The organism is Enterobacter sp. Lyrl_3, assembly GCF_051948675.1.
GTDB classification, from domain to species: domain Bacteria; phylum Pseudomonadota; class Gammaproteobacteria; order Enterobacterales; family Enterobacteriaceae; genus Enterobacter; species Enterobacter cloacae.
In genome coordinates this window covers 731,007-752,419 of the sequence record NZ_JAYJLI010000001.1, presented here as the reverse complement: position 1 = coordinate 752,419, position 21,413 = coordinate 731,007, and the positions used below count along the sequence as shown (strand labels likewise).

The 21,413-nt window shown below is 55.4% G+C and carries 19 protein-coding genes; 5 read left to right on the top strand and 14 right to left on the bottom strand.

The genetic code is table 11. From position 1 onward, the window contains the following. Positions 1 to 45: 45 nt before the first annotated feature. The 3 genes from VF709_RS03770 to VF709_RS03760 all read right to left on the bottom strand — a co-directional run bounded on the left by VF709_RS03770 (position 46) and on the right by VF709_RS03760 (position 3,393). A complete protein-coding gene (locus tag VF709_RS03770) occupies positions 46 to 918 on the bottom strand; it encodes an alpha/beta fold hydrolase (protein WP_149896206.1) in 873 nt (290 codons plus the stop codon). Positions 919 to 970: 52 nt separating this feature from the next. Then, positions 971 to 1,564 carry a TetR/AcrR family transcriptional regulator gene (locus VF709_RS03765; protein ID WP_161669978.1) on the bottom strand — a complete coding sequence of 198 codons (594 nt, stop codon included), beginning with the start codon at positions 1,562 to 1,564 and terminating at the stop codon, positions 971 to 973. A 71-nt stretch (positions 1,565 to 1,635) separates the two neighbouring features. Further along, on the bottom strand, positions 1,636 to 3,393 hold the full coding sequence (locus VF709_RS03760; RefSeq protein WP_040022423.1) for a DEAD/DEAH box helicase: 1,758 nt from the start codon (positions 3,391 to 3,393) through the stop codon (positions 1,636 to 1,638). A gap of 151 nt (positions 3,394 to 3,544) precedes the next feature. Here VF709_RS03760 and rsuA point away from each other — a divergent pair, with 151 nt between their 5' ends. From rsuA to VF709_RS03745, 3 genes are all read left to right on the top strand, one after another. Next, on the top strand, positions 3,545 to 4,252 hold the full coding sequence (rsuA, locus tag VF709_RS03755; RefSeq protein WP_440230916.1) for a 16S rRNA pseudouridine(516) synthase RsuA: 708 nt from the start codon (positions 3,545 to 3,547) through the stop codon (positions 4,250 to 4,252). Positions 4,253 to 4,267: 15 nt separating this feature from the next. Then, complete coding sequence (locus VF709_RS03750) at positions 4,268 to 5,464, top strand: Bcr/CflA family multidrug efflux MFS transporter (RefSeq protein ID WP_013097989.1); 1,197 nt, start codon at positions 4,268 to 4,270, stop codon at positions 5,462 to 5,464. 278 nt (positions 5,465 to 5,742) lie between these two features. Next, positions 5,743 to 6,087 carry a YejG family protein gene (locus tag VF709_RS03745; RefSeq protein WP_013097988.1) on the top strand — a complete coding sequence of 115 codons (345 nt, stop codon included), beginning with the start codon at positions 5,743 to 5,745 and terminating at the stop codon, positions 6,085 to 6,087. A 3-nt stretch (positions 6,088 to 6,090) separates the two neighbouring features. Here VF709_RS03745 and yejF read toward each other — a convergent pair whose 3' ends face one another. The 9 genes from yejF to VF709_RS03700 form a co-directional block, all read right to left on the bottom strand. Continuing rightward, a complete protein-coding gene (yejF, locus tag VF709_RS03740; RefSeq protein ID WP_038984013.1) occupies positions 6,091 to 7,680 on the bottom strand; it encodes a microcin C ABC transporter ATP-binding protein YejF in 1,590 nt (529 codons plus the stop codon). A gap of 1 nt (position 7,681) precedes the next feature. Continuing rightward, positions 7,682 to 8,707: an ABC transporter permease gene (locus tag VF709_RS03735; RefSeq protein WP_014832713.1), complete on the bottom strand. Its 1,026-nt coding sequence runs from the start codon at positions 8,705 to 8,707 to the stop codon at positions 7,682 to 7,684. Continuing rightward, the gene (locus VF709_RS03730; protein WP_038420221.1) at positions 8,707 to 9,801 is read right to left on the bottom strand and encodes a microcin C ABC transporter permease YejB; all 1,095 of its coding nucleotides are present in this window, start codon (positions 9,799 to 9,801) and stop codon (positions 8,707 to 8,709) included. The genes VF709_RS03735 and VF709_RS03730 overlap by 1 nt, the downstream gene beginning before the upstream one ends. Positions 9,802 to 9,810: 9 nt before the next feature. Continuing rightward, positions 9,811 to 11,616: an extracellular solute-binding protein gene (locus VF709_RS03725; protein ID WP_013097984.1), complete on the bottom strand. Its 1,806-nt coding sequence runs from the start codon at positions 11,614 to 11,616 to the stop codon at positions 9,811 to 9,813. A 74-nt stretch (positions 11,617 to 11,690) separates the two neighbouring features. Beyond that, positions 11,691 to 13,247, bottom strand: coding sequence for a cyclic di-GMP phosphodiesterase (locus VF709_RS03720; RefSeq protein ID WP_013097983.1), 1,557 nt, complete (start codon positions 13,245 to 13,247; stop codon positions 11,691 to 11,693). A 128-nt stretch (positions 13,248 to 13,375) separates the two neighbouring features. Next, the gene (gene mepS, locus VF709_RS03715; protein ID WP_023619753.1) at positions 13,376 to 13,945 is read right to left on the bottom strand and encodes a bifunctional murein DD-endopeptidase/murein LD-carboxypeptidase; all 570 of its coding nucleotides are present in this window, start codon (positions 13,943 to 13,945) and stop codon (positions 13,376 to 13,378) included. Positions 13,946 to 14,360: 415 nt separating this feature from the next. After that, positions 14,361 to 15,074 carry a phosphatase PAP2 family protein gene (locus VF709_RS03710; protein WP_029883087.1) on the bottom strand — a complete coding sequence of 238 codons (714 nt, stop codon included), beginning with the start codon at positions 15,072 to 15,074 and terminating at the stop codon, positions 14,361 to 14,363. A 33-nt stretch (positions 15,075 to 15,107) separates the two neighbouring features. Then, the gene (locus tag VF709_RS03705; protein ID WP_023619754.1) at positions 15,108 to 16,094 is read right to left on the bottom strand and encodes a CobW family GTP-binding protein; all 987 of its coding nucleotides are present in this window, start codon (positions 16,092 to 16,094) and stop codon (positions 15,108 to 15,110) included. Positions 16,095 to 16,217: 123 nt separating this feature from the next. Further along, entirely contained in the window at positions 16,218 to 17,684 is a 1,467-nt protein-coding gene (locus VF709_RS03700; protein WP_139936154.1) for a mannitol dehydrogenase family protein, read from the bottom strand. A 204-nt stretch (positions 17,685 to 17,888) separates the two neighbouring features. Between VF709_RS03700 and uxuA the strand changes: the two genes are divergently transcribed. Then, positions 17,889 to 19,079: a mannonate dehydratase gene (gene uxuA, locus VF709_RS03695; protein ID WP_045292117.1), complete on the top strand. Its 1,191-nt coding sequence runs from the start codon at positions 17,889 to 17,891 to the stop codon at positions 19,077 to 19,079. Positions 19,080 to 19,195: 116 nt separating this feature from the next. Here the strand turns inward: uxuA and yeiP are convergent, their stop codons facing one another. After that, positions 19,196 to 19,768, bottom strand: a complete 573-nt coding sequence (gene yeiP, locus VF709_RS03690) for an elongation factor P-like protein YeiP (RefSeq protein ID WP_008500940.1) — start codon at positions 19,766 to 19,768, stop codon at positions 19,196 to 19,198. Positions 19,769 to 19,930: 162 nt separating this feature from the next. Here yeiP and VF709_RS03685 point away from each other — a divergent pair, with 162 nt between their 5' ends. Beyond that, positions 19,931 to 20,185: a YkgJ family cysteine cluster protein gene (locus VF709_RS03685; RefSeq protein ID WP_038420213.1), complete on the top strand. Its 255-nt coding sequence runs from the start codon at positions 19,931 to 19,933 to the stop codon at positions 20,183 to 20,185. Here VF709_RS03685 and setB read toward each other — a convergent pair. Beyond that, positions 20,182 to 21,363, bottom strand: a complete 1,182-nt coding sequence (gene setB, locus VF709_RS03680) for a sugar efflux transporter SetB (RefSeq protein WP_013097970.1) — start codon at positions 21,361 to 21,363, stop codon at positions 20,182 to 20,184. The genes VF709_RS03685 and setB overlap by 4 nt on opposite strands. Positions 21,364 to 21,413: the final 50 nt, after the last annotated feature.

Sequence of the window (21,413 nt, the reverse complement as noted above, 5' to 3'; positions counted from 1 at the left end):
AAAGCGGGCGGCATTATAGCCCCCAATCCACCTCAGGGCAATGAATTAATCCCCACTAAAGAAACCGCTTAGGGCGTCGGCGACGGCCTGAGGCTGCTCTTCTGGCTGAAAATGGCCGCAACGGGGGATCACGCGCCCGTCAACGCGTTCTGCAAACGCCCTCAGCGGCGAGGCCATATCAGGAATCGAACCCTGCTCGGCACTGAGTGCCAGAACATGAACAGAGAGTTTACCCCGTTCGCTAAGCGCCCGGTTTTGCGCGGCGGAGAGGGCGGCAGCGCGATAGTAAGCCAGCCCTGCGCGCAAGCCACCTTCGCGCGTAAAAATGCGCAGATACTCGTCAAGATCCGCCTCGCTGAAGGTGAGGGGATTCGCCGCTTTGCGACGCAGAAACCACTCCAGATAGCCACGTTCTTTGCCCCTGATGAGGAATTCAGGCAGGTCGGCAATCACGTGAAAGGCAAAATGCCAGGTGCGCCAGGCGCGGTCCGCGGTGACGGGGAGGGCATCGGGTAAGGTAATACCCGGAATGCCGGCGTCCAGCAGCGCCAGCTTTATCACCTCATCGCTGTACATCGCCGCATAAGGCCAGGCAACCCAGGCTCCCACGTCGTGACCGGCCAGATAGTAGCGATGCACGCCAAGCTGGGTCAGCAGTTCATGAACATGGCTGGCGAGGGTGTGGGTGTCATACCCCTCTGACGGACAATCGGTATCACCCTGTCCGGGTAAGTCCGGGGCGATGACATGATAACGCTCGGCCAGCAAAGGGATAACATGGCGCCAGGCGTACCAGCTTTCGGGGAAACCTGCCAGCAGGACAACCGTCTGCGCGTGCTGTTCTCCGGCGGTGACGTAGTGCGTACGGATGCCATTGATGAGCGTGAAATGGTGCTGCGGGGCGATGGGCATGGTCATAACGATCTCCGGAATAATAGGAAATAATCGTTTCCTAATTGGTTAAAAAAACTCAGCCGAGCAGGCTGAGTGCCGCGTTAACGGCGCTATTGATTTCGTCCTCAGACAGGCCTTTTTTGCCGATCACGCGGTAACCCTGCAGCAGCGCGAAAAGATTACGTGCCGTTTGCTCCGTGGGCAGCGCGCGGGAAAGGCTACCGTCCCGCTGGCCTTCCTGAACCAGTTCGAGCAACAGCTGCTCGGTACGCTGCATGGCGGCTTTGATGTACTGCGCGGTTGCCTCATCAAAAACCGCCAGCTCGGTCGCGCTGGCGACCACCAGACAGCCGCGTATGCCCTCAGGACCGTGGCTGCTCTCGGCGTAAAAACGTAACACCGCCGCGATTTTATCTCGCCCGCTGCGTGCCGCCTCGGTACGCTGGCACAGGGCGGCGCTGCGCGTCCGGATGTAACGGTCGAACGCCGCGAGAAACAGGCCATTCTTGCTGCCAAAGGCTTTATACAGGCTTCCCGCCGTAAGGCCCGTCGCGTCACTCAGCTCTTTGATTGAGGTAGCATGGTAGCCGCGCTCGCGGAAAACGAGCAGGGCGCTGTCGATGGCGGCGTCGGTGTCAAATTCACGCGGGCGACCGGGAAGACGTGACATGAGTGAGTCCTGTTGTAATGCGATAATGCATAATAGGAAACAATTGTTTCCTATTCAAGGCCTGTCTGTCGTTAACGCAGTTCGTTGGCCCGACGAAAACGGCCTTCATAGTCAAAAACCTTTTCACGGACTTGCCAGTACTGGCCTTTCTTGCGGGCGACAACAAAATCCGGATGGCGCAGCAGCACCTGCTGATGCACGATATCCGCCACGGTTATCCAGCGCAGCGGTACGCCCGGCGTGCGGGTATGCGGGCGGATAAAGAGCTGTTCGAAAGCCATGCGCTGAGCCGGAGTGTGCACCCGGAAGCGCTCGCTGACGTCGGCACCGTCCTCATCGTAATAGGTGATTTTCAGCCATTCGCCTTTTTCATCCGCTCCCGGTTGCAGCGCCATGCCAGAGCAGCGCAGCACCAGGGCATCCTTTAACTTCAGCGCGGCCTTCAGCATGTCATCAGGGTCGACCAGAACCGTGTCACATTCGCGGCAGCGGCGGGCGGCAATATCATTTTCAGCGTTGCACTGGGGGCAGTTTTTAAAGCGGAAACGGAAATCGCACTGCTCGCGATGCCCTTCATCATCTTCAAACCAGCCCTGACAGCGGCGGCCAAAATGTTCGATCAGCGTACCGTCAGCCGTCGTCTTGCCCCAAAAGGTGTTGGCAAAGCCACAGGCAGGGCAGAAGACCTGTACCGGCACGTTGTCACTTTTTCCTTTCGGCGTACCCACTTCAGGCGAGTAGAGATCGTGCGGGTTACCGGCGTAATCCAGGATCAGGCAGTCGGTTTTACCGGGGGCCAGACGCAGACCGCGGCCAACGATTTGCTGATACAGGCTGACCGATTCGGTCGGACGCAGAATAGCAATCAGGTCGACGTGGGGGGCATCAAACCCGGTGGTGAGTACCGAGACGTTTACCAGATAGCGAAACTGCTGTGCTTTAAACGCCTCAATCAGGCTGTCGCGCTCCGGGCCGGGCGTCTCGCCGGTGATCAGCGCCGCGTCGCCAGCGGGCAGTAAGCCGGTGATTTCGCGCGCATGCTCAACGGTGGCAGCAAAAATCATTACCCCTTTGCGCGTTTCAGCGAACTCTTCAATCTGGCTGATAATGTGCGGAGTGATGCGCTTTTGCTTTTTCAGCTCCTGGTTCAAATCCGCTTCGCTAAATAAACCGTTGCTCTGCGCCTGTAAGCGGCTGAAATCGTACTGGACGACCGGCATATCCAGGCGTTCAGGCGGGGTCAGGTAGCCGTGTTTAATCATATAGCGCAGCGGAAGTTCATAGATACAGTCGCTGAACAGCGCCTTCTCATCCCCTCGCACCATACCGTGATAATGAAAGCGGTAAATCCAGCCTTTACCCAGGCGAAACGGGGTTGCCGTCAGGCCCAGCAGGCGTAAGTGAGGGTTCACCTCTTTCAGGTGAGTGAGGATTTGCTGATACTGGCTATCGTCGTCATCACTGATGCGATGGCACTCGTCGACAATCAGCAGCGAAAATTCGCTGCGAAACAGCTCAAGGTTGCGGGCAACAGACTGCACGCTGCCAAACACCACTTTGCCGTGGCTCTCTTTCCGCTTTAGCCCGGCGGCGAAGATATCGGCCTCCAGACCAAGCGCGCAATACTTGGCATGGTTTTGCGCAACCAGCTCTTTGACGTGCGCCAGCACCAGCACGCGGCCGCGCGCCAGGCGGGCAAGTTCGGCGATCACCAGGCTTTTGCCTGCGCCAGTCGGGAGCACAATGGCCGCGGGCTCACGGTGTTTGCGAAACCAGGCCAGGGTGGCGTCAACGGCTTCCTGCTGATAGGGGCGAAGTGTAAAAGTCATGGGGTCTCTGTATCGTTATTCCGCATATAGTATGCCACGAAACTTTTTCCCTTGAGTGGCGCAACCAGACCATTATACTGAACCGTTCCTGACTGCTTCTTTTTCGGACGCATTGTCCGACTTCCAGCACCATTAAGGCTAAAAAGATTTCATGCGACTTGATAAGTTTATCGCTCAGCAACTCGGCGTAAGCCGTGCTATTGCCGGGCGCGAGATCCGCGCCAGCCGCGTTACCGTGGATGGCGACATTGTGAGAGACAGCGCGTTCAAACTGCAACCTGACCATCAGGTGGAGTATGACGGCAACCCGCTCACCCAGCAGCACGGCCCGCGCTATTTCATGCTCAATAAGCCGGAAGGCTACGTCTGTTCTACGGACGATCCGGATCACCCGACGGTGCTCTATTTCCTCGACGAACCGGTTGCGCACAAGCTGCATGCGGCTGGCCGCCTCGATATCGACACCACCGGTCTGGTGCTGATGACCGATGACGGTCAGTGGTCCCACCGCATTACCTCTCCGCGTCATCACTGTGAAAAAACCTATCTGGTGACGCTGGAATCGCCGGTGGCAGATGACACGGCAGAACAATTTGCCAAAGGCGTTCAGCTGCATAATGAAAAAGACCTCACCAAACCGGCGGTGCTGGAAGTCATTACCCCGACCGAAGCCCGTCTGACCATCAGCGAAGGGCGTTATCATCAGGTGAAACGTATGTTCGCCGCGGTGGGTAACCACGTTGTGGGTCTGCATCGTGAACGTATTGGGGCAATTGAACTCGATCCCGATCTGGCGCCTGGCGAATATCGCCCGCTGACGGAAGAAGAGATCGCCAGCGTCGGTCTGCCCTCGCATTAATTTCAGGAGAACCCTGTGACCACCAGGCCACACTCGTCTTTCAAAATCGTGTTCATTCTTGGCCTGCTGGCCATGTTGATGCCGCTGTCGATTGATATGTATCTGCCTGCGCTGCCGGTGATTTCGGCGCAGTTTGGCGTACCGGCTGGCAGCGCACAGATGACGCTCAGTACCTATATTCTCGGTTTTGCCCTTGGCCAGCTGTTTTATGGCCCGATGGCCGACAGCCTCGGACGTAAGCCGGTTATTCTGGGCGGAACGCTGATCTTTGCAGCCGCAGCCGTGGCCTGTGCGCTGGCACAGAGTATCGATCAGCTGATCGTGATGCGTTTATTCCACGGCCTCGCGGCGGCGGCGGCAAGCGTGGTGATTAACGCCCTGATGCGTGATATCTACCCGAAAGAAGAGTTCTCCCGCATGATGTCATTTGTCATGCTGGTGACCACCATTGCGCCGCTGGTGGCGCCGATGGCCGGTGGCGCGGTGCTGGTATGGTTCAGCTGGCATGCCATTTTCTGGATCCTGGCGCTTGCCGCACTGCTGGCCTCGGCGATGATTTTCTTCTTTATTGATGAAACGTTAGCCGTCGAGCGCCGCCAGAAATTCCACATCCGTACCACAATGGGGAATTTTGCCTCGCTGTTCCGCCACAAGCGCGTGCTGAGCTACATGCTGGCAAGCGGCTTCAGCTTTGCCGGCATGTTCTCCTTCCTGAGCGCCGGGCCATTTGTCTATATTGAGCTGAACCACGTTTCCCCTCAGCACTTTGGGTATTACTTTGCGCTGAACATTGTGTTCCTGTTCATCATGACCATCATCAACAGCCGCTTTGTTCGCCGGATTGGAGCACTGAACATGTTCCGTGCCGGGCTGTGGATCCAGTTTGTGATGGCTATCTGGCTGGTGGTCAGCGCGTTTTTCGGCGTGGGCTTCTGGGCGCTGGTGGTGGGGGTTGCCGCTTTTGTTGGCTGCGTCTCGATGATCTCATCCAATGCGATGGCGGTTATCCTTGATGAGTTCCCGCATATGGCTGGCACCGCGTCATCGCTGGCGGGGACGTTCCGCTTCGGGATTGGTGCCGTGGTGGGGGCGTTACTCTCAATGGCGACCTTTAACACGGCCTGGCCAATGCTGTGGGCGATGGCGTTCTGTGCCACCAGCTCCATTCTCTTCTGTCTTTATGCCAGCCGACCGCGAAAAGCCGCTCATTAATCTGCACATCAGGCCCGATACGGGCCTTTTTGTTGACCCATATCAACCAAACTTGCGTTCGTTTACCCTGTGTTTGTTTCTTTTATGTAAAATCTATTTGTGTAAAAAGTCACATCATTGTATTTAAAAAGGTTGAGTTAGATCGCAGAAACGGGTACATATAGCGCCGACGCGAGCCTGGATACCGATAAAAAAGCGCTGAATAGTGCAGGTTGGCGATGATGTGTTACTATAAATGTAAATAAATTGTGAAGTAAATTTGCTTCCGGGGATCGAACGTGAATACATTACAACTCTCCATAGTCCATCGCTTGCCCCAGAGCTATCGCTGGTCGGCGGGTTTTGCAGGTTCGAAAGTTGAACCGATTCCGCAAAACGTTGCAGGTTGCGAGAATTGTCTGGTCGCGCTCAAACTGCTTAGCCCGAGCGACGAAGATGCATGGCCGGTAATGGAACGCTTAAGCCAGGCGCTGTCGGATATCGAAGTGGACAGCTCCGTACTGGAGTGTGAAGGCGAGCCGTGCCTGTTTGTTAAAAGTCAGGATGAATTTGCCGCAACCTGCCGCCTGAAAAACTTCGGCGTGGCCATTGCTGAGCCTTTCTCGGGCCAGTATCCCTTCTGAGTGCTAGTCTGCCGATAACAGCTGGCGCGTGTAGCTCTGCGTCGGTGCAGTAAATACGCGCTGGCACTCACCTTGCTCGACCACTTCTCCCTGCCGTAGCACAATCACCTGATGGCATAACGCCCGCACTACCTGTAGATCGTGGCTGATAAAGATATAGGCCAGCCGGTGCTTTTCCTGTAACCCTTTTAACAGGGTCAGGATCTGTGCCTGCACGGTTCTGTCCAGCGAGGAGGTCGGTTCATCCAGGATGATCAGCTCAGGTTTGAGGATCAGCGCGCGGGCAATGGCGATACGCTGGCGCTGTCCGCCAGAAAATTCAGCCGGGTAGCGATGCCGCGTCTCGGGATCTAACCCTACCTCTGCCATCACACGCCTGACCTCATTTTCACGTTGCAGAGCCGTCAGGGTAGGCTGATGGACGCGCAATCCTTCTTCGATGATCTGCAAAATACTCAGCCTTGGATTGAGCGAGGAGTTGGGATCCTGAAACACCACCTGCATGCGGGGACGTACCGGCAGCATCTGCCGACGGTTCCAGTGGTGCAGCGGCATGCCGTCAAACAGGATCTCGCCCTGCGAGGCAATTAAACGCAGCAGTGCCAGGCCGGTGGTGCTTTTGCCTGAACCTGACTCGCCCACCAGTCCCAGCGACTCGCCCGGGCGCAGTGAAAAACGGATGTTCTTCAGCACGGCGTTCTGGTCGACCACGCGGCGCAGAATACCTTTACGGATGGGGAAGGAGACAGACAGCCCCTCGACGTTGAGCAGCGGCGCGCTGTCCCCCCGGAGAGGCACAGGATCGCCTGAGGGTTCACTGTCGAGCAGCCGCTGCGTATAGGGGTGCTGAGGCGCGTTCAGCAGTGCGGCGGTGGTGTTCTGCTCTACACAGCGTCCGTTTTGCATTACGGCGACGCTGTCGGCCAGCTTTTTCACAATGCTCAGGTTATGGGTGATAAACAGCAGACTCATGTTCAGCTCGCTACGTAGCTCCCGCAGCAGCTGCAAAATCTGCGCCTGCACCGTGACGTCCAGCGCGGTGGTGGGCTCATCGGCGATCAGCAGTTCCGGGCGCGTCAGTAGCGCCATGGCAATCATCACACGTTGACGTTCACCGCCGGAAAGCTGATGCGGGAAATCGCTCAGCCGTTTTGCCGCGTTGCGGATGCCGGTTCTCTCGAGGCAGTCGAGGATTTCCCCGCGCGCGGCCTCTTTGCGCATGCCCCGGTGCAGGGAGAGCACCTCGTAAAGCTGTTTTTCCAGAGTATGCAGCGGGTTGAGTGAGACCATCGGCTCCTGGAAAATCATCGCAATTTTATTGCCGCGGACGCCCCGCAGGGTCTGTTCGTCGGCGTGCAGCAGCGAGCTGCCGTGAAACAGAATATCTCCTTGCGGGTAGCTCACTGGCGGAGACGGGAGCAGGCGCAGAATGGAGAGTGCCGAGACGCTCTTGCCGGAGCCGGATTCCCCCACCAGCGCCAGCGTTTCGCCACGCTGGATCTGCAGCGACAGATCGCTGACCACGGTGCGCGTCTCACCCTGTTTCGAAAAGGCAATCGACAGATTCTCGATACTGAGAAGGGGCTGCGTCATGTTACACCGCCTTGTTGGGATCGAAGGCGTCGCGCACGGCTTCGCCAATAAAAATCAGCAGCGAAAGCAGTACCGCCACGGAAAGAAAGGCTGTAATGCCCAGCCACGGTGCCTGCAGGTTGTTTTTGCCCTGCAGCAACAGCTCGCCGAGCGAGGGGGAACCGAGCGGTAGCCCGAAGCCCAGAAAATCGAGCGAGGTGAGGGTGGTGATGGAGCTGCACAAAATAAACGGCAGAAAGGTCAGTGTCGCCACCACGGCGTTCGGCAGCATATGGCGGAAGATGATCCCACGGTCGCTCACGCCCAGTGCCTGCGCGGCACGAATATAGTCAAAATTACGGGTGCGCAGAAATTCTGCGCGCACGACGCCCACCAGCGCCATCCAGCCAAACAATACGGTGATCCCCAGCAGCCACCAGAAGTTTGGCTGCACCACGCTCGACAGCAGGATGATCAGAAACAGCGTTGGCATACCTGACCACACCTCAATCACGCGCTGACCCCAGAGGTCAATTTTACCGCCATAGTAGCCCTGGACGGCACCTGCCACCACGCCCATCACGCTGGAGAAGAGCGTCAGCATCAGCCCAAAGAGGATCGAGATTCGGGTACCGTAGAGGATGCGCGCCAGCACGTCGCCACCGTTGGCATCCGTTCCCAGCCAGTTTTGCGTGGACGGGGGAGAAGGGAAGGGGGTCGTGGTGGCGAAATTGATACTGTTGGCGCCAAAACGGATCGGGGCCCACAGTGCCCAGCCGTGTTGATCAATCTGCTGGCGCAGCCACGGATCCTGATACTCCGCCGGTGTTGCAAACGGGCCGCCAAAGTCACTTTCACTGTAGTTGTTAAGCACGGGTACATACCAGCGGTCGTTGAAATGCACCAGCAAGGGTTTATCGTTGGCAATCAGCTCTGAGCACAGGCTTAACACAAACAGGACGGCAAAAATCCATAACGACCAGTAGCCACGACGGTTATGGCGAAAACGGGCCCAGCGGGCCTGATTGACGGGGCTTAAACGCGGCATCATCGGCCCTCAAAATCGATTCGGGGATCGACCAGCGTATAGCTGATATCACTGACGATATTCAGCAGCAGGCCAATCAGGGTAAAAATGTAGAGTGTGCCAAACATCACCGGATAATCCCGCGACACGGTGGCTTCATAACCCAATAGCCCCAGACCGTTAAGCGAGAACATCACCTCAATAAGCAGCGAACCGGTAAAAAACATACTGATGAACGTGGCAGGAAATCCGGCAATCACCAGCAGCATGGCGTTGCGGAACACGTGCTTCCACATGATCTGTTTTTCACCCACGCCCTTCGCGCGGGCGGTGACGACATACTGTTTGCGGATTTCATCAAGAAAGGCGTTTTTGGTCAGCATGGTCAGGGCGGCAAATCCGCCAATCACCGTTGCCAGCACCGGCAGCGTGATATGCCAGAGATAGTCGGTGATTTTCTGATACCACGGCAGGGTGCTGAAATCGGCGGATACCAGCCCCCGCAGCGGGAAGAGATCGAAATAGCTGCCGCCGGCAAAAAAGACAATCAGCAGCACAGCGAACAGAAACGCCGGAATGGCATAGCCGATGATAATGAACGTGCTGCTCCAGATATCAAAACGGCTGCCGTTGTAGACCGCTTTGCGGATCCCAAGCGGAATGGAAACCAGGTAGATAATCAGCGTTCCCCACAGTCCCAGGGTGATCGACACCGGCAGGCTTTGTTTGATCAGGGTTAAGACCGAGGCACTGCGGAACAGGCTATCACCAAAATCAAACCGGACGTAATCCCACAGCATTTTGAAATAGCGCTCGTGAATCGGTTTATCAAAACCATAGCGATGGGTGATCTCGGCAATCACCTCCGGATCCAGCCCGCGGCCGCCGCGATAATGGCTTTCGCTGATATTCCCCACGCCCGTTTTGGCATGGCTTGCGCCCATTCCTTCTCCGCCACCGCCGGGCATCCCGCCGCTGGTGCCAAATTCAATCGCCGCAATCGCCTGATCGACCGGCCCGCCGGGGGCGATTTGCACAATAAAAAAGTTAATAGTGATGATGGCCCACAGGGTTGGGATGATCAGCAGGAGACGGCGGATTAGATACGCACCCATGATGATTCCTTATCGCCGCTCAGCTGGGAGTCTGGCGGCTTTGTTAACGTCATACCACCAGGTATCGAAGCCCAGCGAATAGATCGGGCGCACGGCAGGCAGCGAAAATTTGTCCCAGCGGGCAAGACGATCTTCACCCATATACCACATGGGCAGCATGTAGTAGTTCCAGGTTAACACTCTGTCGAGGGCGCGTCCTAATGGCAGGAGCTTCTGTTTATCGCCCTGTGCCGCCACGATCTTTGCAATTAGCGCGTCAACGACCGGGCTTTTTACCCCCGGCGCATTGTACGAGGAGTCGATGTAACTGGACGCCCAGGAAATCTGCAGGTCGGAGCTTGGCCAGGGCTGCGCGGGCCACAGGCTCTGCATCATATCGTAATCCCGGCTGCGCTTGCGGTTGGTCAGCTGGGCGATATCCACCTGGCGTATGTTCATTGTGATCCCCAGCCGGGCCAGGTTGTGCTTAAACGGCAAAACCCACTGATCGTTTGCCCCTGACGCGATCAGTAGCTCGAAGCTCAACGGTTTTCCCGTTTGGGCATTGACCCGTTTTTGATTTTTCAGGACCCAACCGGCCTCATCCAGCAGTTTGCTGGCTTTCAGCAAATTGTCACGATCAAAGCCGTTGCCATCGGAGGTGGGGGGATCAAACACGGTGGTAAACACTTCCGGCGGCAATTGTGCTTTGAAGGGGGCCAGCAGCGTCAACTCGTCGGCATTGGGGTAAGCGCGCGCCGCGTATTCGGTATTCTGAAAATAGCTGTTAGCGCGGCTGTAGGCGCCATAAAACAGCGCCTTGTTCATCCACTCAAAGTCAAAGGCCAGGGTAATGGCCTGACGTACCCGGCGGTCGTTAAATACCGGACGCTGAATATTAAACGCCAGCCAGCGCGTGTCCTGGGCAGAGCTATTTTTTTGCTCGTCCTTGACGATGTAGCCTTTGGCAAAGTTTTTACCGATATAGCGCGTGGCCCAGTTTTTAGCGCTGCTCTCCAGGCGTAAATCGAAGGCTCCGGCCTTAAAGGCCTCAAAAGCCACGTTATCGTCCAGGTAGTAATCATAGCGAAGGGTGTCGAAATTCCAGCGCCCCCGGTTTACCGGCAGGTTGGCGGCCCAGTAGTCTTTTACACGGGAGTAGACCACATACTGCCCCATGCGCCAGTCGGTGATGCGGTACGGGCCGCCTGCCAGCGGCGGTGTGGAGAGAGGGTCGCTCAGCTTATGGGCTTTCCAGAACGATTCAGGCATTACGGGCAGGGAGAACAGGCTCAGCATATTCTCTTTATTCGGCTCGCTCAGCTCAATGCGCACGGTGAGCGGTGCGATGGCCCTGACCGACGCGCCTTTGTAGACAATACGGAACTGAGGAACGCCTTCAGTCATAAATTTATGAAACGTAAAGGCGACATCGCTTGCCCTGACCGGCGAACCGTCATGAAAACGCGCCCGCGGGTTAAGCGAAATTTCCGCCCAGGCAAAATTATCCGCATACCGCACGTTTTCGGCGATCAGCGGATAGTAGCTTCCGGGCTCATCATCAGACGTGACAAACAGGGTATCGTAGAGAGATTCTGTGCGCGCCGCGGCCACACCGCGCAGGGCAAAGCGGTTGAAGTTATCGAACGTGCCGGTGGCGGAGAGCGTCACATTCCCGCCTTTCGGCGCGGCAGGGTTGACGTAATCATAATGGGTGAAATTCACCGCGTATTTCGGTTCACCAATCACCGCAAACGCAACGTCTTCTTTGATGGTTTGCGCCTGGCTGGACAGGGCCGTCAGTGCCAACAGCAACAGTATGAAGCGCATAAACATCTCGCGACAGCTCCCTCTTTAACAGACCGGCTCAGTTAAGCTGAATAATAAGTGACGTCACGGGCAATGTGAAATTATTCGCCAGCGTGCGTCAGGTCGGGCCGCCACTCACGGAACTGCTCCAGCGGCATCGGACGGCTAATCCAGTATCCCTGCAGGAAGTTAACGCCATGTTCGCGCAGCCAGGCCGCCTGTTCCGGCGTTTCCACGCCCTCTGCGACGGTGGACATGTTCAGCCGTCTTGCCAGCATCAGTACGGCATCAAGCACCGGTGAGGTGACGGTTTCTGTCCCGATGGCGTTAACAAAACCCCGGTCGATTTTGATGTAATCCATGGTGAAATGTTCAAGATAGATCAGCGCACTGTGGCCGGTACCAAAATCATCGATCGCTATCTCAAACCCTTCGTTGTGCAGCCATTCGAACAGGTTGTTGGCTTCACGGTGGTTGAGCATGTCGCGCTCGGTAATTTCCAGCACCAGCTGGAAGTGATCCGGCGGCAGTAACTCTTTAAACGTGCGCATATCATCTTTAAAGCTGTCGGCGTGCAGATGCCCGGGCGCAATGTTGATACCGAGTTTTGCGCCCGGCGGCAGTTGGGTCTGTAATACCGGTGCATCGTGAATGATAAGGTCAAACAGATGTAGCGTGAGCGGAACAATCAGCTGCTGCGCTTCAGCAAAATTGATAAACGCATCAGGGGGGATCTCACCCATGGTGGGGTGCTTCCAGCGCATCAGGACCTCAACCCCCCGCATTTGCAGATCTTTTGCATCCACCACGGGCTGATAGACCACATAAAACTGGCCGCGTTTAATGGCGCTAAGGATCTCTTTGCCGGGATTAACGCGGATGGTGAGGATATAGAAATTCAGCGATCCTGCCGCAATGCCGCACACCAGCCCAAAGAAGAGGGCGTAAAGGATTTCGTCGCTTGTCCACTTTTCAGCGTACAGCTTAATGGTCAGCGGCACGGCCTTAAGCGTGGCGGTACGCTCGGGCACGGCATGTAAATCTTGCGCCCTGACCAGGGTACTGGACATGGTGGACAGCGCCATATCACCGATGATGATGGCAATCCCTGCGAAGTCGTCCTGGCGCGCGGTATAAAGCAGGTACGGGGTCAGATTGAGATTAACTGACGTAAACACCCCGCCGTCTTTAACCAGAGGGTTTCGGTACCAGATGGCAATGGCGGGCTTATTCGGCAGCATAGGCGTGCCCGGCAGTAATGCCATATCAATCTTCTTGTTGATGTGCAGCTCAGGTATTAGAGCTTCCATCGGCGTATCCATCGGCCCGGTGGCCGACGAGCAGAAGGCGATTTTGTCCCTGACCAGCAAGAACGCGCGCACATTGAGGCTGAAGGCCGCGCGCGACGTCAGCTCGGCATTGACGTCATGGCAGCTGTTCAGCGTGAGGGGCTGAAGAACATCGATAGAGGTTTTCAACTCTTCGAAATAGCTCTCCATGTAGAGGCTCACATCGGTAATAAGGGTGTCGAACCGGACTTCCCGCTTGTGGTAACTCCAGAAAAATTGCAATGAACCCAAAAGCAGGGCCGTGACCAGACCTGTAATAATACTGAGGAACAGTATCTTGCGATGACTGGAAAAGTAGCGGGTGAACATAGACGTCGTGATTCCTGAATTGCCGCTGGATGTATTCAGTGTAACGGGCAAAAAAAAACACCGCCGAAGCAGTGTCTTTTTTTCATCATATCGCCAGCCAAGGGATAACCAACGATACAATCATCATATTAACTGCGGGTCAGTACGCGACGCGCTTCGTTGTAGCGCTTCTTCCAGTATGGCTCGTTCATGCTGGAAATGGTCACACCGCTGCTGGTGGAGGCATGCACAAACTGGTCATTACCAATATAGATGCCGACATGTCGACCCGTTGAACCGGCACGGAACAGAACTAAATCACCGGTGCGCAGTTTTGTACGTGAAATCGACTTACCCACTTCCTGCTGTTCGTAAGTTGAACGCGGCAGGTCTAACCCAAACTGCTCACGGAAGGTACGCTGTACAAAGCTGGAACAATCGATACCTTTTTTGGTGCTGCCGCCCAGACGATAACGCACGCCTTTCCAGTCAGCATACTGGTCCATAATACGGGACTTCACGTCCAGATTACGTACCATATTTTCAAATTCATCCTGAGAGGCTTGCAGTGACGAGGAATCTTCCATTCCCACAACACGCGTCTCAGGATGCATATTCTTTGCGGTGTTCGATGTACTACATGCAGACAACAGTACCGCAACTGCTATCGCCGGGATCCCCCGCAAGATATATCTCAAAATCGGTTGAGATTTGACCATTTTGTTTATTTTCCCTTGAAGTCCTTAACGACAAATATCGTTATAAAAATGCCAAACGTGACGAGACTAATTATCTGTTCACAATGAGACAATTCTTTCTGGTCACATTTGTGGCGCAGTGCACAAATTTATTCACCAAGGAAATAATTATCTCTATGGGGCAAAACGAGTTCGAGATTAACCGATTGCCAGGGCTATTGCGAGTAAAAAAAGCCTTTTTTTTATAAGAAATTGTGATACAGAAAGTAAAAATCCGGCATTGCTTAAAATGCAGTCAGATCCGGCGCTTTATCACGCAATTGATTCATTTTTATCATGAAAGAGATGACGGGAAGATGACAGTGCGAAACGATCGTGGCGGGAGATCTATCAGGGATCGCAATGATCCCTGATAGCGGACGTTAATTTTGGTTAATTATTTGTTTAATGCTTGTTGCTTTTTACCCGGCAGATAGCGATCAAACAGGGCTATTATCCGGTCGCTCAGCGGTGTCATCAGGCACCACGGTAACGCGACCAGCGCAACAGAGAGCGAGCCCACGGCAATATCGGTGAACCAGTGTGCGCCAATCATTACGCGAGGGAAGGCGAAAACCACAAAAATAATCAGGGCTATGGCGAACGCCTTCCTGCCGAAATAGCGCAGCATGACTGCACAAAAAATAAGCAGCATCATGCCGTGATCGCCAGGGAAACTGGCCTTCGAGGCATCTTTCGTTGGAATATGCAGCAATTCGCTGACGCGATAAATATCGGTAAAGAACAGCGTTGGGCTTGAGCGCTTGACCGGAATAATCGCCGTAGCAAGTTGGTTAATGGCTACAGCCAGCAGCAGCATCATCAGACCAATAATCATAATGCGGCGACGCCCGGTTTTGTCCTCTTTCAGCCAGAAAGAGAGCATCAGGCAGCCCATCGCCACCAGCGAACAGCCGTCAAACGCGCGGTTGTTGGTAATCGCCACCAGCCACAGGAAGGCATCACTCTTCACCAGAGCCTGGTTAAAGAAATGGAAGATGGCAGAATCCAGCGGAAACCAGAAACCATGATCCACCGGGATATACCAGGAGAAAAAGAGCGCCAGTCCGGCGACATTGAGCAGCAAAATCAGGGGAATTCGAGTTGTCATAACATTCAGCATACAGGGAAATCAGGGGCAACGTTAGCCGCCCGAACTTAAACGAAGCTTCAACAGGCTGGACTGCAGGGCATTCCAGTCGGCGTTAACCGCACTAATTAACTCTATTCGGCTATCCGGGGGCGCAACATTCTGCGTTTCAATAAAGAAATCTTCACCCTGACGGTTGATGCGCACCAGGCCGTCGGGGGTGCGCATAATCCCCTTAACGCGATCGACCGGCGCCAGTCTTGCCCACTCAAGCACGCCTATGGTGTCGAATACGGTGTCGGCATCAAAGATCCACCCGCAGGCCTGATGACCCTGACCGCTGTTGAGATTACGTCGCCAGCGCTGGTGTTCCGGCAGGCTCAACGCCGCCAGACCCTGCTTTGCGGGATGACTATGCGCATGCTCCGCACTGGCTGGCAGCTCGGTGAGGTTCAGGCGAGGCAGGTCGAGCAGGGCGACATCTATCTTCCCCTGAGTGGTTTGTACCCGCTGACGGTTGCCCCCGAAATGTTGCCACCAGGCATCGAATGCCGCCTGGCTTTCAGCCGTGGCCCGATCTTCTTTATTTGCGACGATAATATCTGCGCAGGCGAGCTGATCGCGGAAGTTGTCGTTGGCCACCGCTTTTTCATCCAGCAGCTGTCGCGGGTCGAGCAGGCAAAGCGTGGCGCGTAAGTCTATCCACGGCTCGTAAACCGGCGCGGTGAGTAAATCAAGAATTTGCTTCGGGTGGCCAAGCCCCGTCGGTTCAATCAGCAGGCGGTCGGGTTTACCCTGACGCAGCAGCGTGTTCAGCCCCACCTGCATGGGCAGGCCATTCACACAGCACATGCATCCGCCCGGGATCTCTTTGATCATGGCGCCGCTGTCAGACAGTAACGCGCCATCAATACCCACTTCGCCGAATTCGTTGACCAGCACGGCCCATTTTTCTGCCGGATCTTTATTGGCCAGCAGGTGGAGAATTGAGGTGGTTTTCCCGCTACCGAGAAAACCGGTAATAAGGTTGGTCCTGGTCACGTGCGCTCCGGTAGATAATTGTGATGATGTAACAATTATCTCTCATCCTGACGAAAAAAGGGCGCAATGAGAAGAGGAAGGGCAAACGGAGCGCATGTCCGTTCGCCTTAAGCGCAATAAACGTTAAAGATTTAACGTTTCGATAACAGCCTGGCGCGCCCCGAGGCGGGCAATACGTTGGTATGCCTGGTTCACCGCCTCGACAAAAACGTGGTTTTGTGCGAGATCGTGACCAAAGACTTCGCTCAGCGTCAGCAGAGCGTTAACGCGGTTTGCGTCATTGGTGGCTTCAACCTTCGCATGGATTTTGTCGCTGAGCGGATCGCGGACATCAATCGTATTGCCTTGTTCATCTGTACCGCTGACGTAGCGGATCCAGCCCGCCACACCCAGCGCCAGCAGGGGCCACGCGCTTTGACGCTCCAGATGAATACGGATCCCATCCAGCATGCGTTGGGGCAACTTTTGACTGCCGTCCATCGCAATTTGCCAGGTACGGTGCTGCAGTGCCGGGTTGGCAAAACGGTCGAGCAGGCTGTCGGCGTAAGCCGTTAGATCAACGTCGGTGATACGCAGCGTAGGGGCCTGTTCATCCAGCATTAACCGCCGCGCGGCCTGACGAAACGCCTCATCCTCCATACATTCATTAATGTGCGCATACCCGGCGAGATAGCCCAGATACGCCAGGAAGGAGTGGCTGCCGTTCAGCATACGTAATTTCATCTGTTCCCACGGCAGAACGTCCTGCACCATCTGCACGCCTGCCACTTCCCACTCCGGGCGTCCGGCGACAAAGTTATCTTCCACGACCCACTGAATAAAGGGCTCGCAACTGATGGCGCAAGGATCTTCCACACCGAGTTCCTGCGCGACCTCCGCCAGCGAGGCATCGGTGGCGGCGGGCACAATCCTGTCAACCATTGTGCCCGGGAAACTCACATGGGTATCAATCCATCCGGCCAGGTCTTCAGAGCGTTTCTGCGCCATGCCGAGCACGGCATTTTTCACCACGTGGCCGTTATCCGGGATGTTATCGCAGGAAAGCACCGTAAAGGCGGGTAAGCCGCGTTCACGGCGGCGGTGGAGCGCTTCGACTATGATCCCTGGGGCGGAATGGGGCTCCGTCGGGTTTTCCAGATCGTGAACGATCCGGGTGTTTTGCAAATCGAGTTTCCCGGTTGCGGGGTCGATGCAATAGCCTTTTTCAGTAATGGTGAGGGAAACAATTGCCACCTGCGGCTCGCAAAATTTCTCAATGATGGCGGCCAGCGAGTCCAGTTTTGCGTTCAGGCATTCATGCACGGCTCCAGTGATAATCGGCTGGTTGCCCTCCGCGCCTTTCTCCAGCACGGTGAAGAGGTGATCCTGCGCCCGCAGCTGGCTCATCAACACGTCGCCGCTGAACAGGCTGATCTCACAAATGCCCCAGTCGCCTCCTTTGGCATTCAGCACCCGATGGGTTAATAACGCCTGATGCGCACGGTGAAAAGCACCAAAGCCGAAGTGGACGATGCGCGAGCGCAGAAGCGAGCGATCGTAGCGCGGTTGCTGAACATGGGCAGGAAGCGAGGTGGAGGCAATTGTCTTCATGAAATACACACCTGATTAACCATTAATTAACAATGCCAGTGTAAAGTTATATGACAGCAAAGAGAATTGGTAAGCCGTAAATATCGCCGTTCTGTGAGTTCGATCAATCAATCTGTGGCGCTGTGTTGACCCTCTTCATTAAACATGTATGGTAGTCGTCATCGCAGTAACACATATTGGTATAACAACTTTGGAGGGTGGGCAATGGAACAAACCTGGCGTTGGTACGGGCCGAACGATCCAGTTTCTCTAGATGATGTGCGTCAGGCTGGCGCAACGGGTGTCGTCACGGCGCTGCATCATATTCCGAATGGCCAGGTGTGGCCGGTAGAGGAGATTAAACAGCGTCAGGCGCTGCTGACAGAAAAAGGCTTAACCTGGTCTGTCGTGGAAAGTATTCCCGTTCACGAAGATATCAAAACCCATTCTGGGGAGTATCAGACCTGGATTGCTAACTATCAGCAGAGCATCCGCAACCTGGCGGCCTGCGGCATCGATACCGTTTGCTATAACTTCATGCCTGTTCTTGACTGGACGCGTACTGACCTTGAGTATCAGCTGCCAGACGGTTCCCGAGCGTTGCGTTTTGATCAGATCGCCTTCGCGGCATTTGAGTTACACATTCTGAAACGCCCTGGCGCGGAAGCCGATTACACGGCCGACGAGCAGCAGCAGGCGCGCGAATGGTTTAACGCAGCAAGCGAAGCAGACATTGAAAAGCTGACCCGCAATATCATCGCGGGCCTGCCGGGTGCAGAAGAGGGCTACACGCTGGATCAGTTCCGCGCCCGTCTGGCAGAGTACGGCGGCATTGATAAAAATCAGCTGCGCGAAAACATGGCGTACTTCCTGCGCGCGATTGTGCCGGTCGCGGAAGAGGCGGGCGTGCGTCTGGCCGTACACCCGGACGATCCTCCGCGTCCCATCCTCGGCCTGCCGCGTATCGTCTCAACCATTGAAGATATGCAGTGGCTGAAAGAGACGGTCGATAGCATCTATAACGGCTTTACCATGTGCACGGGCTCGTACGGCGTGCGTGCGGATAATGACCTGGTGCGGATGATTGAAACCTTTGGCGATCGTATTCATTTCACGCATCTGCGTGCAACCTGCCGTGAAGAGAACCCGAAAACCTTCCACGAAGCGGCGCACCTGAGCGGTGATGTGAATATGGTGGCGGTGGTGGATGCCATTCTGGCGGAAGAGGCACGTCGTAAACAGGCTGGCGATTTACGTCCTATTCCGTTCCGCCCGGATCACGGACACCAGATGCTGGACGATCTGCGTAAGAAAACGAACCCGGGCTATTCGGCGATTGGCCGCCTGAAAGGGATGGCAGAAGTGCGCGGCGTAGAGCTGGCGCTGAAGATGACGAAGTATCCTGAGCTTCTGTAAGTGCTGTTGCCCGGTGGCGCTACGCTTACCGGGCCTACAAAAAACCGGCCTGAGAGCCGGTTTTTGTGTTTTTGTAGATCGGGTAAGGCGAAGCCGCCACCCGACAAAAGCCGCACTCAGTCAGCACGACCCATATAGCGTTTTTCTTCGATATGGATGCGGATTTTCTCACCCGCGGACAGGTATTCAGGCACCTGTACCACCAGACCGGTGGTCAGCGTCGCGGGTTTGTTACGCGCACTGGCGGACGCGCCTTTGATGCCCGGTGCCGTTTCAACGATTTCCAGATCAACCGTCTGCGGCAGTTCCAGCGCCAGCAGCACGCCGTCCCAGGTCAGAACCTGCATATCCGGCATACCGCCTTCAGGAATGAACAGCAGCTCTTCTTCAATCTGATCTTTGGTGAAGATATACGGGGTGTAATCTTCTTTATCCATGAATACATACTCGTTGCCGTCGATATAGGAGAAATCAACATAGCGACGGGTCAGAGTGACGGTATCAACGATATCGTCACCTTTGAAACGTTCTTCCACTTTAAGGCCGGTACGTACATCGGCGAAACGCATTTTGTACAGCGTTGCTGCACCACGGGCGCTCGGGGCCTGAATATCGATATCTTTCACAATCAGCAGTTTGCCGTTGTAATTCAGTACCATACCTTTCTTAATTTCGTTCGCTCTTGGCATTGCAGTAATCCTGTCTACGGGAGGTAAAAAATATCGCGCCAAATTACTCGTGCGCGGCCTTTCAGGCAAGCGGAATTCGTGGCTTTTGCTATCAATACACAAAAGGTGTTACTGTGCGCCCGATACCCGACTGCGCGGGTCTTTCACCGATAGAGAGCATTTATGGATTGTCGTCCCGATTGCGGCGCGTGCTGTACCGCACCGTCCATTTCCAGCCCCATTCCAGGAATGCCGGAGGGCAAGCCTGCGAATACCCGCTGCGTTCAGCTCTCTGAAACCAACCTGTGCATGATCTTTGGCTCGCCTCTGCGCCCGAAGGTCTGCTCCGGGCTGCAGCCCTCCGCCGAGATGTGCGGCAACACGCGCGCGCAGGCGATGACGTACCTGCTTAATCTGGAAGCACTCACCGCACCTTAAACGTCTTTAATTCTTGTCAGGCACGCTATCGTCAGGGTGCACATCACCAGCGCAATCCAGAACACCGTGTGATAGTTCCAGATTTCAGCCACCACGCCTGCCATTGAGCCTGCGATGATCCAGCCCACGCGGGTGGTATTAGTATAAAGGGTGGTGGCGGAGCCTGCCTGGCCCGGCATCAGATCCTGGAAATAGAGCATGCCAATTCCGGCGAGTATGCCGATATAGATGGCGTTCAGCAGCTGTAAAGCCAGCAGCAGCCCCGGCGTATGAACCGTCAGCATTCCAACATAGAACAGTAGCCCGGCGACGGCGGCGATACGCATCAGAAAACGTTTCCCGAAACGCTTCGCGTAATAGCCAGCAATCAGCATGGTGGGGATTTCAAGCCCGGCCGCGGTCCCCATCATGATGCCAGCAAGCTTCTCGGGCAGATGCAGCTCATCAATAATAAACAGCGGCATATTAATGATATACAGGCTGTTTGTGCCCCACATCAGCGTACAGATAATAAAGAGGAGCAGGGCGTCACGACGGTTACGACGCGGTGCCTCCAGCACGCCTGTTGCAACTTTTGGCTCTTTACGCATCGACGGCAGAAAGAACCACACCATGGCGCCACACACCACAAAGGCCACTGCCGCACTCAGGTACATCACCGTAAAGCCAAACCCCATCGCCAGCGCGTAAGCCAGCGGCGGGCCAATAACCCACGCCAGCGATACTTGCGCACGCAGAATAGAGCTGAACATCACCGCTTCTCGCCCGGTATGGTCGGCATGCTCACGGGCAAGGGCGAACATCTGCGGATTCGCCGTTGAACCGAAACTGCTCAGAAACACCCCGATAAACAGCAGAACAAAATAGTTGCGGTTCCAGGCAAACAGGACGCAGGCGAACACCCCCAGCAGACAGCAAAAGACGATCAGGCTTTTACGATCGCCTTTTTTATCTGAACGCCCCGCCAGAAACTGGCTCACCAGAATGCCGATAATGGCGCTTCCGGTAAAGAAGAAGCCCACCATCGCCGGACGCGCATGGACTTCATTGGTCAGGAACAGGCTCAGCGTAGGGGTCTGCAGCGCACCGGCGATGCCGGTCAGGAAGGCAACAATTAAAAATGCCGTTGAGGTGAAATCAAAGGGCTTCGGCGAGACGGCGGCGGGCGTGTTATGCATGTTTCACAGTCGGTGAGTTTCCAGGAGACGCGGAGTGTACGTCGCGAGTC

Bases quoted from the DNA above. Each gene is read 5' to 3' on its own strand.
- VF709_RS03700 (WP_139936154.1), bottom strand. From the start codon at position 17,684: ATGAAGACAATTGCCTCCACCTCGCTTCCTGCCCATGTTCAGCAACCG.
- setB (WP_013097970.1), bottom strand. From the start codon at position 21,363: ATGCATAACACGCCCGCCGCCGTCTCGCCGAAGCCCTTTGATTTCACC.
- VF709_RS03760 (WP_040022423.1), bottom strand. From the start codon at position 3,393: ATGACTTTTACACTTCGCCCCTATCAGCAGGAAGCCGTTGACGCCACC.
- VF709_RS03685 (WP_038420213.1), top strand. From the start codon at position 19,931: ATGGATTGTCGTCCCGATTGCGGCGCGTGCTGTACCGCACCGTCCATT.
- VF709_RS03770 (WP_149896206.1), bottom strand. From the start codon at position 918: ATGACCATGCCCATCGCCCCGCAGCACCATTTCACGCTCATCAATGGC.
- VF709_RS03765 (WP_161669978.1), bottom strand. From the start codon at position 1,564: ATGTCACGTCTTCCCGGTCGCCCGCGTGAATTTGACACCGACGCCGCC.
- uxuA (WP_045292117.1), top strand. From the start codon at position 17,889: ATGGAACAAACCTGGCGTTGGTACGGGCCGAACGATCCAGTTTCTCTA.
- rsuA (WP_440230916.1), top strand. From the start codon at position 3,545: ATGCGACTTGATAAGTTTATCGCTCAGCAACTCGGCGTAAGCCGTGCT.
- VF709_RS03710 (WP_029883087.1), bottom strand. From the start codon at position 15,074: ATGACAACTCGAATTCCCCTGATTTTGCTGCTCAATGTCGCCGGACTG.
- VF709_RS03730 (WP_038420221.1), bottom strand. From the start codon at position 9,801: ATGGGTGCGTATCTAATCCGCCGTCTCCTGCTGATCATCCCAACCCTG.
- VF709_RS03720 (WP_013097983.1), bottom strand. From the start codon at position 13,247: ATGTTCACCCGCTACTTTTCCAGTCATCGCAAGATACTGTTCCTCAGT.
- mepS (WP_023619753.1), bottom strand. From the start codon at position 13,945: ATGGTCAAATCTCAACCGATTTTGAGATATATCTTGCGGGGGATCCCG.
- VF709_RS03735 (WP_014832713.1), bottom strand. From the start codon at position 8,707: ATGCCGCGTTTAAGCCCCGTCAATCAGGCCCGCTGGGCCCGTTTTCGC.
- yejF (WP_038984013.1), bottom strand. From the start codon at position 7,680: ATGACGCAGCCCCTTCTCAGTATCGAGAATCTGTCGATTGCCTTTTCG.
- VF709_RS03725 (WP_013097984.1), bottom strand. From the start codon at position 11,616: ATGTTTATGCGCTTCATACTGTTGCTGTTGGCACTGACGGCCCTGTCC.
- yeiP (WP_008500940.1), bottom strand. From the start codon at position 19,768: ATGCCAAGAGCGAACGAAATTAAGAAAGGTATGGTACTGAATTACAAC.